The organism is Pseudophaeobacter sp. EL27 (assembly GCF_900313025.1).
Classification (GTDB): domain Bacteria; phylum Pseudomonadota; class Alphaproteobacteria; order Rhodobacterales; family Rhodobacteraceae; genus Pseudophaeobacter.
In genome coordinates this window covers 171,149-186,515 of sequence record NZ_OMPQ01000011.1, presented here as the reverse complement: position 1 = coordinate 186,515, position 15,367 = coordinate 171,149, and the positions used below count along the sequence as shown (strand labels likewise).

Sequence of the window (15,367 nt, the reverse complement as noted above, 5' to 3'; positions counted from 1 at the left end):
CTGATTTTGTAATGTTATTGTGTAACAACATGCAAGAGTAGTTTCTACTTTCTATTGGAAAAGACTGTGCGCTGTCCGCCTCTTGCCCCCAGGCATGCAAAAGCCCCGGCACAGGGCCGGGGCTCGGAAGAAAACAGCGCAGTGAAGCGCGGGATTTATCTCTTATTTTAGCGGCTAGGGATAATAGCTGCGCACCAGGGCGGTGGCGATCAGGCTCCAGCCGTCGGCAACCACAAAGAAAGCCAGTTTGAACGGCAAAGAAACCACCGCTGGTGGTACCATCATCATACCCATCGACATCAGGACAGCTGCTACCACGAGATCGATGACCAGGAAGGGCAGGAAGACCAGAAAGCCGATCTGAAAGGCGCGGGAGATTTCAGACAGCAGGAAGCTGGGGATCAAAACCGAAAGCGGTGCTTCGGGGGTGGGATCCATGGCTTCCATTTCGGGCCGCAGATTGGAAATCGCGTAGAAGGTATCCGGATCCAGACGATTGGCCATGAAGGCCCGGAAGGGCTCAAGGCCGCGCATCAATCCGGTTTCAATGTCGATCTGTTCTTCGATCAACGGGCTGATGCCAACCTGCCAGGCCTCGGTGAACACCGGCTCCATCACAAAATAGGTGAGGAACAGCGCCAGGCTGATCATCATCATATTGGGCGGTGCCTGTTGCAGGCCCAGACCCTGACGCAGGATCGACAGAACCGTCACCAGAAATGGAAAACAGGTGATCATGATCAGCAGGCCGGGGGCCAGGCTGAGCACGGTAATCAGCAGGATAAGCTGGATTGAGCGGGCAGAAATGGATTGCCCCTCTGCCAGCGAGAGGCTCAGCTCCTGTGCCATTGCCGCCTGCGGCAGCATCAGCGCCGCGCAGGAGACAACAAGAGTGAGAATGAAGGCTGTGCGTGTCATCCCAGACCGTTTTGCAAATCGGCGATCTCGGTCAGGCGTACTGCCAGTTGACCGGCCTGATCGCCTTCCATTTCTTCCAGCTGACCACGGGCAACCAACCGGTCACCCACATAAAGATCGACGGGATCTTCTACACGCTTATCCAGTGCCAGGATTGCGTTTTCACACAGGCCGACCAGGTCGCGGACCAGTGGGCGGGCTTTGCCAACCGAGACAACCACTTCGACGGGAACGGAAACAAATGGGTTGCTGGCGTCGGTGGCCTTCATGTTGAGATCCTCGGCGTCATCCATACTGACTTTCCTCTCTGATGTGGTAGGTGAAGGCGTCGATCGAGTCCTGAATGGATTCAACCAGCCCTGAGCTGTTGATTTCGCGTTCCGAAGTTCCGGTACGCAGATAGGCCTGACCCGGTGCCAGGTTTTCGTCTTCCTGAACCTGAACCGGAGTGGCAAAAGAATCGGGCAATAGGGAGCGCACGGCGGGCGCTTCCCCTGGCGAGACAAAGATGCTCATCGGCTGATCCGTGTGAGTCTTGGCCATGTCGGTCATCTGATCGACAATATGGTGGCCAAAGGTCGCCGCCATGGTATCGGGCAGCACTGCACTGGTCAGAACCTTGAACATGGGATCCAGCGATTCGATCAGCTGCGACTGCGCCTCTTTGTAGGTGAAATTCAGATCCTCCAGCGAACTCGTCAAAGTGGCTGAAAGCTGAGCCGTTTCTTTCCCCTTGGCGGTCACCGCATCGTCCCAGCCGGCCCCGTAACCCTTTTCATAAGAGACAGCACGTTCTTCTTCGATTTCTTCTTCTGATACTTCAGGAAAAGACATCGGTGCGACGATGGCTGCAGTTCCAAAATCTTCTAGCAGGTGAGTAATGCCCATTAGGCCCGCTCCTCATTTTCTTCCAGCCAGCCGCGCAGGATCTGGACAGTTTCTTCTTGGCGTTCGCCAATCATTTCACGCAGACGGTCAACCGGGTTCTCGGCGCCACCGCCGAGGGCAGGCAGGCCACCCATGCCGCCCATGTCACCAATTCCGCCCATGTCACCCATGCCGCCGAACTGGCCACCGCCATCCTGGATTTCACCATCTAGGGCGATGTTGGAGCCAAGATCCGGGTTCATCATGAAGTCCCCCATGCCAGGGGCCGTGCCCATAGCGGGAAGATCTGGCAGCCCACTCATCGGATCCGCATCCGGAGCACCAAGAGCAGGAATGCTTTCGTTCGTTCCCGCCAGAATTGGCCGAACCACAAAGAGACCAAGCACAAGCGTCACAATGGCAAGTGCTGCCATCTGAATGAGCGCCATGGCATCAAAGTAGATATTATCCATAAAGGACGAGGTTACCTCGGTGCCTGCCGGTTCAATGGTAGGGAGATCCATTGACTTGAGGGTAATGACATCGCCTCGACCCTCATCAAACCCGATCGCAGCCGAGATCAGTTCACGCAGGGCGCCGAGCTCTTCTTCGGGACGGGGTTCAAACACGGTTTCGCCAGCGTCATTGGTAATTGTCTGGCCATTGATCAAAACAGCAACCGTCAGTCGTTTGATTGCACCGGGGCCGCGAATGATTTCTTTTTCGGTCTCGGAAATCTCATAGTTCACCCGTTCGCGAGTCGCGGTGGCGTTGTTCTTTGATCCCTGACCCGAGGCCGCATCGCCATCCGGGATATTCGAGGCCACGGTGACCTCACCGGATTGATTGCTGGACACATCGGCGCGTTCTTCGACATCTGTACTGATGGCAACCCGGCTAGAAGGATCAACCAGCTTTTCGCGGATCGATTCGGTGTCGGTGACGGTATCGACGCTCACTTCGACCACGGCATTGCCATGACCCACGCGAGCTTCGACCAAGCGCATGACCCGTTCGCGAATCGACTGAGAGCGATCATCTGTTCCAGCGCCGGCAGCAGCCGCAGCTTCTGGAGATCCGATCAGAGCACCATTGGCATCGATCACCGCAACATTATCAACTGCAAGGCCTGTGACGGCAGAAGCAACCAGGAAGCGAATCGCATTGGCCTGGGGTGGGGTGATCGGCGATCCCAGAGGCACGACGGATACGGAGGCTGTTGGATCCACGGTGCGTTGAAAGGGATTGGCGCCAGTATTGGCAATATGAACGCGGGCCTGGCTGATATGGGGGCTGCCAACGATAGTACGGGCCAGCTCTCCTTCTTTGGCGCGCCAGTAGGCGGCATCAAACATCTGCGATGTTGTGCCAAACCCGGTCAGCGAATCGAGGAGTTCATAGCCACGACCGCCATTTGCAGGCAGGCCTTCGCTGGCCAGCGTCATGCGCAGCTCATCGCGGCGCTCAGCCGGGACATATATAGAGCCACCGCGGACTTCGTATTGTGTGCCGGTCTGTTCCAGCGACCGTACAACATCCCCAGCAGAGCCACTTTCGAGCCCAGCATAGAGTAATTTCATCGTTGGCTTGCTCGCCACATGGGACATCGCAAGCACACTCGCAATCACCGCTACTGTGGCGCCAACCACAACCAGCCGCTTGCGTGCATCTAACTCGGTCCAGACATTCTTGATCTGCTGCAATTTAACCTCCGTCGCACCGGCATTCTGTCCGGCGTGATCCCTTTTTGACGGAGGGGCCTTAACATTCGGTTAGTTCCTCAGGGGTTATGAAGGCTTTGCACGACGTTTTAGGGAAAGCCATGACAGACGCTGTAGTGAATGCGGAAGAAGACGCACCGGGTAAAAAAAGCAAACTGCCCCTCATCATTGGGGTCGTCCTTGCAGTTGCAGGCGGCGGTGGCGGATTTTTTGCAGTTTCGTCAGGGCTACTTCCCTTTGGTCAATCCGCAGAGTCCGAAGAGACTCATGCGGCTGTAGAAGCGCCAGAAGGCGTAGATAGTGGTGAGACGGCGGAAGATATCGCCAAGCTCGCCTTCATCGAGATGGAACCGATTGTGATTACGCTGCGCAAAGCCAGCGGCATCAAACACCTACGGTTCAGCGCACAATTAGAGGTGGACCTGATCCACCAGGCCGAGGTCGAAAAAGTCCTCCCCCGTGTAGTCGATGTACTGAATAGCTATCTTCGCGCTTTGGAGCTTGAGGATCTGTCTGATCCGATGGCGCTGCCAAAACTGCGCGCGCAGATGCTGCGGCGAATCAACATAGCCACCGGACAGGGGCGTGTGCGTGATTTGCTGATTATGGAATTCGTACTGAACTAGGAGAACGGGATGGACCTTATTGCTGATATCCTGCTTGCGGCGGGGGCCCTTGGGGCCGGATTTTATTGCCTGGTGCTTTCGCGCCGGTTGAAACGGTTCAATGACCTGGAAAAGGGCGTCGGCGGTGCCGTTGCCGTGCTTTCCTCGCAAGTAGATGACTTGAACAAATCTTTTGCCTCTGCCCGGCAAATCACCGAGGGCTCCAGCCAGGCGCTGGACCAGCTGACCGGGCGGGCCGAATCGGTGGCGCAGCGGTTGGAGCTGATGATGGCCTCGATGCATGACATGCCCGAGGCTGCACCGCAGCCACAACGGCCAGTTGCCGCGCAGGCGGAAGAAAATGATGCTCTGGCTGTCGCCTATGAGACCGAAGCAGCCCCAGAAGCGCCGGTTCAGGCCGAAGATCCAAATAAATCGGCTGGTGTAATGTTTGTGCGCCATAACCGCGACAAGAATCGGGTGGCGTGATGACTGCGAAAAAACCCAAGGAAAAGAAGCAAAAGCAGCCAGGACGCAGCCGTAGCCGGGCCTTGTTCATGTTGTCTCTACTCTTGATCGGTTCGGCGCTGGTGCGTCTGGGCATGGAGGCCGGACCTGCGATTGCGCGGGAAGTTTCCAACCTGCAAAACGGTAAGCAGGAAGATCCCAACCACGGCGGCACATTGCAGAATGTCGGCATGCCCTCTTCTGCTGAGTTGCAGGCGATGCTGGCGGCTTTCCAGGAGCGCGAAGCTGTTCTGGAAGTTCGTGAAGCAGAAATCGAAGACCGTATGAAGGCTCTGGAAATTGCTGACGAGGCAATTGATCGCAAACTGGCGGCCTTGCAGCTGGCAGAGGAAGAGCTGCGCACAACATTGGCCTTGGCTGATGGGGCGACAGAGGCGGATGTTGGTCGTCTGACCACGGTTTATGAACAGATGAAGCCAAAAGAATCGGCGGCGCTGTTTGAAGAAATGGACCCCAATTTTGCAGCCGGTTTCCTGGCGCGTATGCGGCCTGAAGCGGCGGCTGGCATTATGGCCGGTCTGAGCCCGGAAGCGGCCTATACAATCAGTGTTGTCATGGCGGGCCGTAACAGCGGAGTTCCCAAGGAATAACTTGGGATCCGCGCTCAGGCTTTCTTAATCCGACTCGCCTAAGTTTAGATAAAGCAACGGAATTTGGAGTGACCCTATGGTCGGAATAGCAGGCATCCTGGTAATTTTTGTCATGGTATTCGGTGGGTATCTACTGGCCGGCGGCAAAATGGGGATTATCCTTAAATCGCTTCCCTTTGAGATGATGATGATTGGTGGTGCCGCGGTTGGTGCCTTCCTGATCAGCAACGACATGGGCGGTATCAAACATACGCTCAAAGACCTTGGGAAAGTTTTCAAAGGCGCCAAATGGAAGTCCGATGATTACCGGGATCTTTTGTGCCTTTTGTTCTCGCTGATCCGAATTGCGCGGGCCAACCCGGTCGAGGTGGAACAGCACATCGAGGACCCGGAGAACTCCTCTGTGTTCAACAAATACCCCAAGATCCTGGCGGATAGCGAAGCGGTGAACCTGATCTGTGATACCATGCGCTCGGCCTCGATGAACTATGATGATCCGCATCAGGTCGAAGAGGTTCTGGAAAAGCGCATGGAGGCGAATCATCACCACGCTCTGCACTCCAGCCACGCTCTGCAGACCATGGCAGATGGCCTTCCGGCGCTGGGGATTGTTGCGGCGGTTTTGGGTGTTATCAAAACCATGGCCTCGATTGATCAGCCACCAGAGGTTCTGGGTAAGATGATTGGTGGCGCGCTTGTTGGGACATTCCTTGGCGTTTTCCTCGCCTATGGCTTGGTTGGTCCCTTTGCCGACAAGGTGAAAACCATCACCGAGGAAGATTCTCACTTTTACAAATTGATCCGCGAAGTGTTGGTTGCGAACCTTCACAACCATGCGGCCGCCATCTGCATCGAAGTTGGTCGCCAGAACACACCTTCGCATATTCGCCCCGGTTTCTCTGAACTGGAAGAAGCCCTTAGATCGGTAAAACAGGACGCAGCATGATTTGGCGCGCATTTGCGATAGCCGCCACAACGTTGGCGGCGGGCTCCTCTGCCCAGGCCGAGATCATCACCGCCCGCTCGGGCGAGCACGATGGCTTCTCGCGCCTGGTCATGCGCCTGCCTGATGGGGCTCAATGGGCGCTCAGTCAATCTGGGCGTACCGCAAGCCTAAAAATTAATTCGTCTACCGCTGTATTTGACACCTCGCGGGTCTGGGACCTGATCCCCCGCGACCGCTTGCAGGGCCTGACCCAAAGCGGCCCCGGACAACCCCTGCGTATGCAGCTGGGCTGCGATTGTGAAATCCAGTCTTACCTGCAAAGCGACGGCTATCTGGTTGTCGATATTTCTGATGGTCGCGGTGCCACGGTCCCCTCCAATCCGACACAGGGCAATTTTGGCGCCCTGACGCTTGGCGCACCAGTAGAACCTGCGGTCTCAGAGCCCGCGATGACCCGGGCAACACCGGGATACCGCTTTAATCTGTCTCAGGGGGCCATTGCAGATGCCCGTTTGGCGTTGAACCTGAAATCAGCGATCAGTGCTGATCAGGGGGGGCATGTCACCAGGCAACAGCCTGAAGCTGACCCGGACTCTGTCAAAACCAGCCAGGAACTGGCAGCCGAATCTGCACGCCTGAAAGAACCCGAGCCCGTAGGGTCACGCGGTGCGGCGGTTTTGGCCGCTGGGCTGGATGCTGAACTGGGCCTGAACCAAACACCATCTTCTGCCAGCACCGAAATGGCAGCAGAGGAGGAGATCGCGGCGCAGGAACCGGCAGAAGAGTCGCATGAACTGCCCGAGATGAATTTGCTCCTGAATATGGACGAAACAGCGCGGGCCGCGACAGTGAATGCTTCTGAGCATCGCCTGTTGCAACAGATTGGCCGGGCCGCCAACCAGGGGCTGCTGGATGTGGCACAGTCAGAGCGTGACGTGGATGGCAATCGGCCACTGGAGTTGCTGGGGAGGTCAGATCGGCCTTTGAACGCGCTGGATAATATCTCGGTCACCTCGGCGATTGACCGCGAAACAGGGCTGATCGCGCGGGCGCCCACGGGTTCCAATATCGATGACCATTGCCTGCCGGATCGTAAGCTTGCCATTCACACCTGGGGCAACGACAGTTCTTTTGCTGATCAGCTAGGCCCATTGCGCGGTGCGCTGGTGCGAGAGTTTGATGATATCAACCCCGCCAGTGTGCGTGCGCTTGCCAAGCTCTATCTGTATTTTGGCTTTGGCGCTGAGGCACGTGGCATGCTTGGCATGCTTCCGGCAGAGCGGGTTGACGCCGAGCAACAGGCAACGCTTTTGGCGATGGCGGATTTGATGGATGGCAAAGAGATTGGAATCAACCACCCGTTTTCCGGGCAGCAGGGCTGTAATGGGCATACGGCACTGTGGTCGGTTCTAGCGGATGGGAACATTCGCAAAACCGCCAATACCGATGCAATTCAACAGGCCTTTGCCACTTTGCCAGTGCATCTGCGGGTGAATTTTGGTCCCCGGCTGAGTTCGATGTTCGCCGAATCTGGCGATCTGCATATTGCCGAGGCCGTCTTGCGCTCTGTCGGCCGGACCGGAATGGAGTTTGTGCCGGAACTCAACCTTGCCGAAGCCGCAATTGCAGAGCTGGAAGGCGATACCGAAGAGGTTGCAGAGAAGCTGATCGAGGAGGTTGCCGAGCGTACCGAAAGCGCGCCAACGGCCCTGATTGATCTTGTTGCGCTTAGCTATGATGAACGCAAGGCCCTGTCGCCGGATGTGCCAGAGCTGATCGCCTCATATGAATTGGAGAGCCGCGATACCAAGTTTGGGGGGGCTTTGCGCCAGGCAGGGGTAGTGTCTCTGGCGTTGACTGGACAGTTTGCGCAGGCCTTTGATGAGCTGACGCAGGTTACCCGGCGTGACGGCCCAGCCGCACGGGCCGATGTGATTGACCCGCTGATGACCCTGCTGACGGAACGCTCTGATGATGTCACCTTCCTGCAGTATGGTCTGGTGTTTGCCGGTCAATCCACCGCCGCCGAAGCCGCTCCTGTGGCTGAGTTGATGGCGCGTCGCCTATTGGATCTGGGTTTTGCCGAGCAGGCGCAGTCCTTGCTGCAAAAGCTGGCCCTGGAGCCGGAAAACAAAGATCGCCGTTTGATGATGGCCGAAACCGCGCTGGCGATGGGCAAGCCCCATAACGCCCTGGTGGAACTGATGGGGCTGGAAGGTTCCGAAGCCAATCGAATGCGGGCCGAAGCCCTGTGGCGCAACGGTGAATATGCGCGCTCTGGCGAGTATATGCTGGAAGAAGAAGACGTGAACGCCGCAGCGCGCGGTTTCTGGCACTCGCAGGACATGGAGGCGATCGAGACCATGACACCAGCCGAAGACGCGCCCTTTGGCCAGGTTGCCACCGTGACCAGCCAGATATCAAAGACCAGCCAGGATCCCGAGGGTCTTACACCATTGGCCCATGCGCGTGCTCTGGTCGAGAGCAGTGTTGGAACCCGGGATAATATTCTGGACCTGTTGAACAGGGTCGACAGTGCAAACGACCCGGCGGCGGACTAAATGGCGTATCGCTAGCCCCCGATTAGTTTTGAAGAATTAGCACGAGGGCCGCCTGTTAGGGCGGCCTTTCGCTGTTCGTGCTAACACTTTGTCAACTGTCTGAAACTACCTTGGATTTTAGATGAATCCGCGATTGGACAGGCAGAATGCCGTTAGCTATCAGAATTCCGGACCGGCGCATGTCGCGGTCTATGCACCATCGGTTGATCCATGCTGTCTTTGGGCTGCTGGCTATGGTGATCTCCAGTGATCTTGTGACCACTGCAAAAGACGCCATGGTGTCTTCATCCACTCATTCCAAAATTGTGACCTGCGCAGGGACCCCCATGTTTTGTGGCGGGTTTTGGCAGGTCATCAAAGATCATTTTGAAATCAGCAGCCTGATTGCTCCAGAACGAGAGAATGCTTGTGCCTAAACTAACCGTTCAACAGCTTTTTAGCCCGACCGTGCTTTTGGCGCTGGCTCTGATGGCGATCATCGTGATGATGATCCTGCCGATGCCTGCCTGGGTTTTGGATGTGGGCCTTGCCGCCTCCTTTGGTCTGGCGATCCTGATCTTCACCATCACCCTGTTTATCGAGCGTCCGCTGGATTTCTCGTCCTTTCCGACGATCCTGCTGGCCTCCTTGATGCTGCGTCTGTCGCTGAATATCTCCTCAACCAAGCTGATCATTGGGCAGGGTCATACCGGCACCGATGCGGCGGGTAATGTGATCCAGGGGTTTGCCCAGTTTGTCATGGGCGGCAGCGTCTTTCTGGGGCTGGTGACCTTTGGGGTTCTGCTGATTGTGAACTTCATGGTCATCAACAAGGGCGCCGCCCGGATGGCCGAAGTTGGCGCCCGATTTGCACTGGACGGGATGCCCGGTAAACAGATGGCGATTGACGCGGATATGGCAGCTGGTGCGATTGATCACGCCACCGCCAAGGCCCGCCGTGAGAATGATCAGAAGGAAACCACCTTCTTTGGCTCGCTGGATGGTGCCTCGAAATTTGTCAAAGGTGACGCGGTTGCCGGGTTGTTGATTACCCTGCTGAACCTGGTGATGGGGCTGGTGATGGGCGTGCTGGTGCATGGCATGCCGGTTTCTACCGCCTTTGAGACCTATGCGATTCTGACCGTGGGTGACGGGCTTGTCTCGCAAATCCCATCTGTGATCATCTCGATTGCTGCAGCGCTATTGCTGGCCCGCGGTGGTGCCACCGGGGCAACTGATATTGCCCTGATGGATCAGTTCGGCAAGCACCCGGCCGCCTTGGCCACGGTTGCAGTTCTGATGGTTATGTTTGCGCTGGTGCCTGGCCTGCCTTTCCTGCCCTTTGTTCTTGGCGGTGCGGTTCTGGGATTTGCGGCTTACCGTATCCATCAGAAAGTCAAAGCCGAGGAAGAGGCCGAGATTGAAGAGGAAATGGAAGAAAACGCCAATCCAACTCCAGCCAAGGCGCTGGGCGATATTCTTGACCTTGATGATCTGCATCTGGAGTTTGCCCCCGATCTGGTGAGCATGGTTCTGGATGCCGGCACCGGCCTCGATGCCCGCATCGCCAATATGCGAACCCATATCGCCACCAGTTTTGGCCTGATCCTGCCCGAAATCCGCCTGACCGATCAGGCGGATCTGGAGCGCGGCACCTATGTGGTCAAGGTACAGGGGGTTGAGCAGGTGCGTGGAACCTTGCACCCGGACATGGTTTTGGCGCTGATGCCTGACAATCACGATGCCCTGCCACCCGGATCCGATGTGACCGAGCCTGTCTATGGCGCGCCGGCGCGTTGGATCAATGCGGCACAACAACAGGACGCGGTTCTGGCCGGGGCCACGGTTGTGACCCCACCGGAAATTCTGGCGACCCATCTTTTGGAAGTGATCAAGCAGAACTTTGCCCGCTTGCTGACCTTCAAATCGCTGCGCCGCCTGCTGAACGAAATGAGCGAGCTGTCTGATCCCTTCCGCGCTGAAGCCAATCGCAAGCTGCTTGAGGATCTGGTTCCCGACAAGGTGCCACTGGATACCCTGCATTCGGTGCTGCGTCTGTTGCTGGAAGAGCGGGTCTCGATCCGAAATATCCCGCTCATTCTGGAGGCTATTGCGGAGGCACGTATTCATTCTACCCAGCCCGAAGTGATCTGCGAGCAGGTGCGTCAGCGTCTGGGCTTCCAGCTGGTTGCTGAAATGAAGCGCGAGGACGGAACCATCCCGCTTATCCAGTTGGCACCGGAATGGGAGGATACCTTTGCGACCTATCAGGTGGATGTCAGCGCTGGCAATCTGGACGTGGCCCTGCCGCCGGATATGTTTAATCGCCTGGCGGAAGGTCTGAGCGAACGTCTGAATACGGTGACGGAACAGGGCGTTTTTGCCGCTGTGGTGACCTCGACCCGGCGTCGCCGCTACCTGCGTACGATTCTGAAATCACGCGGCATCACCAATCCGGTGCTCTCCTTTGAGGAAATTGGCCTGGAAGCCCGTCCTGCATTGGTGGGCATGGTAGCTGCATGACACTGCTGGACTTTCCTCCGGAGTTGCGCGCGTTTCTTGGGGCGAGTTTCTGGCATTTTGCCATTGTTTTTCTGCGGGTTGGCGCCATGACGGCGGTATTACCAGCCTTTGGCGAACAATATGTCCCGATGAATGTGAAACTGGGAATTGCCGTTGCCTTCACCTTTGTAGTGGCACCGGCCTTGCCCCTGTTTCCAGAACCCGCAACCCCGCTGCATTTTGCCGGTCTGGCCACCAGCGAGGCCATTGTTGGCCTGGCTTTGGGGGTGTCGGTGCGATTGTTTATCTTTGCGTTGCAGATTGCCGGGACAATTGCCGCGCAAAGCACCTCCTTGTCGCAGGTTCTGGGCAATATCGGTGCGGATTCGTTGCCTGCGATCGGTGGTGTTCTGCTGGTATCTGGCCTGGCGCTTGCCGTGATGATGGGGCTGCATGTTCGGGTGGCGGAGTTTCTGATCTATTCCTACCAGATCTTTCCGGTCGGCGCCTATCCAGAGCCTGCGGGCTTTTCCGAATGGGGGCTGCACCGGATCTCCAGAGCCTTTTACATGGCTTTCACCCTCTCTGCGCCCTTCCTGATCACGGCGGTGATCTACAATCTGACGCTGGGCGTGATCAACCGCGCCATGCCTCAGTTGATGGTTGTCTTCATTGGTGCTCCGGTGATCACCTTTGGTGGTCTGTTCATTTTGATGGTTGGCAGCCCGATGATCCTGGATACCTGGCTGCGCGAGATGATGACATTCTTTTCTGATCCCGGAGGTGGCCTGCAATGAGCGGCGGCGACGACGATTCAGACAAGTCATTTGAGCCAACAGAAGCCAAGCTCAAGAAAGCGCGCGATAAAGGCGAGGTGGCCAAATCCACTGATCTATCGGTCGCGGCGGCCTATATGGGGCTGGTTGTCGCCTTCTATGCGGCTGGCCATACAATGGTAACTGAATTTGGCACTGTGCTGATGTCGATCATCGACCAACCCGATCGATTGGCAAAACAGCTGTTCTCCGGCAATGGCACGCCCCCCGTTGGCGGTATGATTGCAGCCATGGTCTGGCCCTTGATTCCTCTGTTCATGATCCCTTTTGTGTTGGTGCTGTTGTCGATCGTCGGCCAAAGAGCAATGGTTTTTGCGCCAACCAAGCTGGAACCAAAGATGTCGCGGATTTCGGTGATCTCCAACGCCAAGAACAAGTTTGGCCGTGCCGGGCTGTTTGAATTTGGCAAAAGCGCCTTCAAACTAACGATCTATTCGATTTGCCTCGGGGTCTACCTCAACTACCGGATGCCCGAGATGATTGCCTCTGCGGCAACCGGGGCCTCTTCGGTGATCAAGATGCTGGCAGAGCTGGGCATGGAGTTCCTGGTGATTGCGATGCTGATTTCGATGTGCATCGGGGTGGTGGATGCAATTTTCCAGCACGATGAACATCGGCGCAAGAATATGATGTCGCGCAAGGAAATCCAGGACGAGACCAAGGATGCCGAGGGTGATCCCCATATGAAGGGCAAACGGCGCCAGAAAGCGATGGAAATTGCAACCGGCCAGATGATGGCTGCGGTGCCCGAAGCCAGCGTTGTGATCGTTAACCCGACCCACTATGCGGTGGCGCTGAAATGGGAAGGTGGCGCTGGCACGGCTCCGGTCTGCGTGGCCAAAGGTGTTGACGAGGTCGCCGCGACCATCCGCCGGATCGCCAATGAAAACGCCATTCCGATCCACAGTGATCCGCCTACGGCGCGGGCGCTCTATGCCACAATCGGCATCGGGGATGAGGTCGAGGAAGAGTATTACGCGCCAGTGGCGGCCGCGATCCGCTTTGCCGATGAGATGCGTGAACGCGCCAAGGGAGGCCTGTAATGAAACAGAAGATGGCCATGCTGCAACAGATGGCGGCAGTTACTGAGGCGCAATATCTGAAAGAACATGCCAAGATAAAGCCGATCCTGGACCAGGAGGCGCGGCTGCGTGGTCAATTGAGCAAACTGGAGGCACAGGTTCAGGAGGCCCGCGCAGAAGTGGATGGGGACATCCCGATGAAGGCGCTGGGCGCTGATCTGTTGTGGCAGGGCTGGCATTTGAACACCCGGCGGAACCTCAACATGCAGCTGGCCCAGGTCACCGCTCACAAGCTGATGGCGATGGACCGTCTGCGTAAGACCTTTGGCCGTAAAACGGCGGTGGGTGAGATGGAAAAGGCCGAAAAACTGCGTCTCAAAACGGCACGGGCAAAATCACTGGAAGAGCAGCTGCTTGGTCTTTGAGAGACAGAGCCCTCCCTAAGGCCAGTCATCGCGTCTCTGCTGAGTCAGAGTGCCGGGACCGCATGGATCTACCGAACCGGACCTTTCCCCAGCGCGTAGAGAACGGCGGTTATGAGGCCAAAGTGATTGAATACTGATTGCAGCAAGAGCTCTGGTAACAAACGTCGATCGTCGAGCTGCAAAACCTCCGTTGATCAAATGTTTAATCCACAGAAACACAGACCAGGATTGGAACGGATTTGAGCTGCGGTGACACAGGTCATCTAAAGACACTGATGTCACCGCAACTTGAAACCTAGGCTAGCTCAGCTTAATTGATGATGCCTGCCATGGCCTCTTTTTCCTGAAGAACACCATCGATCAACGGTATCATTTTCACGTTGTTACCTGAGATTTTCACACGCATACAAACGACCTTATTGTTTTCGGGAGTGATGCATAGATCGTCTTCTTTTGAATCGTATGACGCCGAACCGCCTGGAAACGGAAAGCCGGAGGCATCAAAAGCTTCTATCGTCACCGTGCCCTTGGCATCAAAGCCCCATATCGTCTTTCCCTTAGCGTCTTCCGCAGTAATGGTCCGGCCATGCAGAGTTCGGGCAAGCTTCCCATCGAACGCGATCACGTCGCGTAAAGGCATGCCAGTTTCATTGATAAAATACCCTTCCCAAAGCTGACCATCCTCGCTCCCACTTGGGACACGTAAAACCAGTTCGGTGTCGGTGAATTTGACCACATCAGCACAGGAGCGCCGACGTTCGTTCTCCAAACAAACAGTTTGTCCCTTAACTTCCCATTTCGCCAATTCGTCTGGGCGGCCGCGATTTTCCTCTTTCAAGATGCCACCGTCCAGAAAGTTCAGAAACGAGCCCTTTGGCATGTCATCGCTCGCCATTCGTCTACCGGCGAGTTGCTGCTCCAAGGCATGCGCTGATGGGATCACTGCGGTATCGTTGGCTTCTGCCTGCATACATTGAGCGCATGTCATGAGCACAGCGGTTAAGGTAAGGATTTTTTTCATGATTTGTTACGTTCATCACTTTTGACGACCATACAGAAATGCACGATCGTACTAACTACAAATAAAAACGGATACTTAAGCACCCACTCGCGCGATGGGTGTATTTCCGAACTCGTTAACCGTCAACCGATCAGCACAGTTAATCCCGCACCTTTCCATGCACAGGCTTCGCATTCGGCAACTGTCCGCCGCTTGCAGCTCAAACCTATTTTCAGGGTACAGTGGGAAGCCGCAGAGGAGGTGCATGACCCAAATGCTTCAACGGGCCTGCTGGAGAGAGCAGGCCCGTTGAAGCATTTGGATTTTAGTCCGCGTTTAGACGTCCTGGCGCGAGATCTCGACGATCAGGACATCATAGACACCTTTGCCCAATTCTTTTTGCGCGGCCTCGCGGAGGGCTGTGCGCAGCGGGTTGAGAACATCAGAGCGGGTGAAGGCGCCGCGAAATCCCCCCATATTGGCGTGATCAAACAGCACCTGCAAAAAGGCGTCGCGCAGCTTGGGCTCGTACAGGTGGATCTTGTCCCCCATGCCGGCTTTGGCCTCCAGGCTCAGCGCGATTACCACCAGCGAGGAGAGGTTTTCGCGCTCCACCACCGGGATCACAAACTGGTTGGCGATCTTGATGTATTCCCGGTCAGGATCGGGGCCAAGCCCATCCTCACCGGTGTCATCTTCTGCGTGGTCCTCAGCATCATCAGCGTGATCGATGTCATCGCCCATGTTGTCGCCCGAGGCATGTTCCATCTTGGGCTCAGGAGCGGGAGCGAGCATGAGGCCCGCGCCAATCCCGGCGGCAGTGCCGACGACTAGCAAGATAACTGGAAGTAATTTAGCGATCATGGC

The 15,367-nt window shown here is 56.4% G+C and carries 16 protein-coding genes; 10 read left to right on the top strand and 6 right to left on the bottom strand.

Going from position 1 to position 15,367, the window contains the following annotated elements:
- Positions 1-174 precede the first annotated feature (174 nt).
- The 4 genes from fliP to fliF are packed head-to-tail and all read right to left on the bottom strand — an operon-like array spanning position 175 to position 3,488.
- Positions 175-918, bottom strand: coding sequence for a flagellar type III secretion system pore protein FliP (gene fliP / locus ED661_RS13305; RefSeq protein ID WP_122074403.1), 744 nt, complete (start codon positions 916-918; stop codon positions 175-177).
- The gene (locus tag ED661_RS13300; protein ID WP_122074402.1) at positions 915-1,211 is read right to left on the bottom strand and encodes a FliM/FliN family flagellar motor C-terminal domain-containing protein; all 297 of its coding nucleotides are present in this window, start codon (positions 1,209-1,211) and stop codon (positions 915-917) included. The genes fliP and ED661_RS13300 overlap by 4 nt, the downstream gene beginning before the upstream one ends.
- Complete coding sequence (locus tag ED661_RS13295) at positions 1,204-1,806, bottom strand: ABC transporter ATP-binding protein (RefSeq protein ID WP_122074401.1); 603 nt, start codon at positions 1,804-1,806, stop codon at positions 1,204-1,206. The genes ED661_RS13300 and ED661_RS13295 overlap by 8 nt, the downstream gene beginning before the upstream one ends.
- Complete coding sequence (fliF, locus tag ED661_RS13290) at positions 1,806-3,488, bottom strand: flagellar basal-body MS-ring/collar protein FliF (RefSeq protein WP_122074400.1); 1,683 nt, start codon at positions 3,486-3,488, stop codon at positions 1,806-1,808. Before fliF ends, ED661_RS13295 begins: the two co-directional genes overlap by 1 nt.
- Positions 3,489-3,607: 119 nt before the next feature.
- Here fliF and fliL point away from each other — a divergent pair, with 119 nt between their 5' ends.
- The 10 genes from fliL to ED661_RS13240 all read left to right on the top strand — a co-directional run bounded on the left by fliL (position 3,608) and on the right by ED661_RS13240 (position 13,500).
- Positions 3,608-4,132 (top strand): flagellar basal body-associated protein FliL, encoded by a 525-nt coding sequence (gene fliL / locus ED661_RS13285; protein WP_122074399.1) that lies wholly within the window; start codon positions 3,608-3,610, stop codon positions 4,130-4,132.
- Between the two features lie 9 nt (positions 4,133-4,141).
- Positions 4,142-4,600, top strand: coding sequence for a hypothetical protein (locus ED661_RS13280; protein WP_122074398.1), 459 nt, complete (start codon positions 4,142-4,144; stop codon positions 4,598-4,600).
- Complete coding sequence (locus ED661_RS13275) at positions 4,600-5,229, top strand: MotE family protein (protein ID WP_122074397.1); 630 nt, start codon at positions 4,600-4,602, stop codon at positions 5,227-5,229. The genes ED661_RS13280 and ED661_RS13275 overlap by 1 nt, the downstream gene beginning before the upstream one ends.
- Before the next feature lie 76 nt (positions 5,230-5,305).
- Positions 5,306-6,175 carry a flagellar motor stator protein MotA gene (gene motA, locus ED661_RS13270; RefSeq protein WP_054458609.1) on the top strand — a complete coding sequence of 290 codons (870 nt, stop codon included), beginning with the start codon at positions 5,306-5,308 and terminating at the stop codon, positions 6,173-6,175.
- The gene (locus tag ED661_RS13265) at positions 6,172-8,736 is read left to right on the top strand and encodes a hypothetical protein (protein ID WP_174214184.1); all 2,565 of its coding nucleotides are present in this window, start codon (positions 6,172-6,174) and stop codon (positions 8,734-8,736) included. The genes motA and ED661_RS13265 overlap by 4 nt, the downstream gene beginning before the upstream one ends.
- A gap of 146 nt (positions 8,737-8,882) precedes the next feature.
- A complete protein-coding gene (locus ED661_RS13260; protein WP_162930133.1) occupies positions 8,883-9,152 on the top strand; it encodes a hypothetical protein in 270 nt (89 codons plus the stop codon).
- Between the two features lie 52 nt (positions 9,153-9,204).
- Positions 9,205-11,238 (top strand): flagellar biosynthesis protein FlhA, encoded by a 2,034-nt coding sequence (gene flhA / locus ED661_RS13255; RefSeq protein ID WP_371412448.1) that lies wholly within the window; start codon positions 9,205-9,207, stop codon positions 11,236-11,238.
- The gene (locus tag ED661_RS13250) at positions 11,235-12,014 is read left to right on the top strand and encodes a flagellar biosynthetic protein FliR (protein ID WP_122074395.1); all 780 of its coding nucleotides are present in this window, start codon (positions 11,235-11,237) and stop codon (positions 12,012-12,014) included. The genes flhA and ED661_RS13250 overlap by 4 nt, the downstream gene beginning before the upstream one ends.
- Positions 12,011-13,096, top strand: a complete 1,086-nt coding sequence (flhB, locus tag ED661_RS13245) for a flagellar type III secretion system protein FlhB (RefSeq protein WP_122074394.1) — start codon at positions 12,011-12,013, stop codon at positions 13,094-13,096. The genes ED661_RS13250 and flhB overlap by 4 nt, the downstream gene beginning before the upstream one ends.
- The gene (locus ED661_RS13240; protein ID WP_122074393.1) at positions 13,096-13,500 is read left to right on the top strand and encodes a hypothetical protein; all 405 of its coding nucleotides are present in this window, start codon (positions 13,096-13,098) and stop codon (positions 13,498-13,500) included. The genes flhB and ED661_RS13240 overlap by 1 nt, the downstream gene beginning before the upstream one ends.
- A gap of 310 nt (positions 13,501-13,810) precedes the next feature.
- Here ED661_RS13240 and ED661_RS13235 read toward each other — a convergent pair whose 3' ends face one another.
- Positions 13,811-14,521: a hypothetical protein gene (locus tag ED661_RS13235; protein WP_122074392.1), complete on the bottom strand. Its 711-nt coding sequence runs from the start codon at positions 14,519-14,521 to the stop codon at positions 13,811-13,813.
- A 315-nt stretch (positions 14,522-14,836) separates the two neighbouring features.
- Entirely contained in the window at positions 14,837-15,364 is a 528-nt protein-coding gene (locus ED661_RS13230) for a flagellar basal body-associated FliL family protein (protein WP_122074391.1), read from the bottom strand.
- Between the last annotated feature and the right edge of the window lie 3 nt (positions 15,365-15,367).

Bases quoted from the DNA above. Each gene is read 5' to 3' on its own strand.
- fliP (WP_122074403.1), bottom strand. From the start codon at position 918: ATGACACGCACAGCCTTCATTCTCACTCTTGTTGTCTCCTGCGCGGCG.
- ED661_RS13300 (WP_122074402.1), bottom strand. From the start codon at position 1,211: ATGGATGACGCCGAGGATCTCAACATGAAGGCCACCGACGCCAGCAAC.
- ED661_RS13295 (WP_122074401.1), bottom strand. From the start codon at position 1,806: ATGGGCATTACTCACCTGCTAGAAGATTTTGGAACTGCAGCCATCGTC.
- fliL (WP_122074399.1), top strand. From the start codon at position 3,608: ATGACAGACGCTGTAGTGAATGCGGAAGAAGACGCACCGGGTAAAAAA.
- ED661_RS13280 (WP_122074398.1), top strand. From the start codon at position 4,142: ATGGACCTTATTGCTGATATCCTGCTTGCGGCGGGGGCCCTTGGGGCC.
- ED661_RS13275 (WP_122074397.1), top strand. From the start codon at position 4,600: ATGACTGCGAAAAAACCCAAGGAAAAGAAGCAAAAGCAGCCAGGACGC.
- motA (WP_054458609.1), top strand. From the start codon at position 5,306: ATGGTCGGAATAGCAGGCATCCTGGTAATTTTTGTCATGGTATTCGGT.
- ED661_RS13265 (WP_174214184.1), top strand. From the start codon at position 6,172: ATGATTTGGCGCGCATTTGCGATAGCCGCCACAACGTTGGCGGCGGGC.
- ED661_RS13260 (WP_162930133.1), top strand. From the start codon at position 8,883: ATGCCGTTAGCTATCAGAATTCCGGACCGGCGCATGTCGCGGTCTATG.
- flhA (WP_371412448.1), top strand. From the start codon at position 9,205: ATGGCGATCATCGTGATGATGATCCTGCCGATGCCTGCCTGGGTTTTG.
- ED661_RS13250 (WP_122074395.1), top strand. From the start codon at position 11,235: ATGACACTGCTGGACTTTCCTCCGGAGTTGCGCGCGTTTCTTGGGGCG.
- flhB (WP_122074394.1), top strand. From the start codon at position 12,011: ATGAGCGGCGGCGACGACGATTCAGACAAGTCATTTGAGCCAACAGAA.
- ED661_RS13240 (WP_122074393.1), top strand. From the start codon at position 13,096: ATGAAACAGAAGATGGCCATGCTGCAACAGATGGCGGCAGTTACTGAG.
- ED661_RS13235 (WP_122074392.1), bottom strand. From the start codon at position 14,521: ATGAAAAAAATCCTTACCTTAACCGCTGTGCTCATGACATGCGCTCAA.
- ED661_RS13230 (WP_122074391.1), bottom strand. From the start codon at position 15,364: ATGATCGCTAAATTACTTCCAGTTATCTTGCTAGTCGTCGGCACTGCC.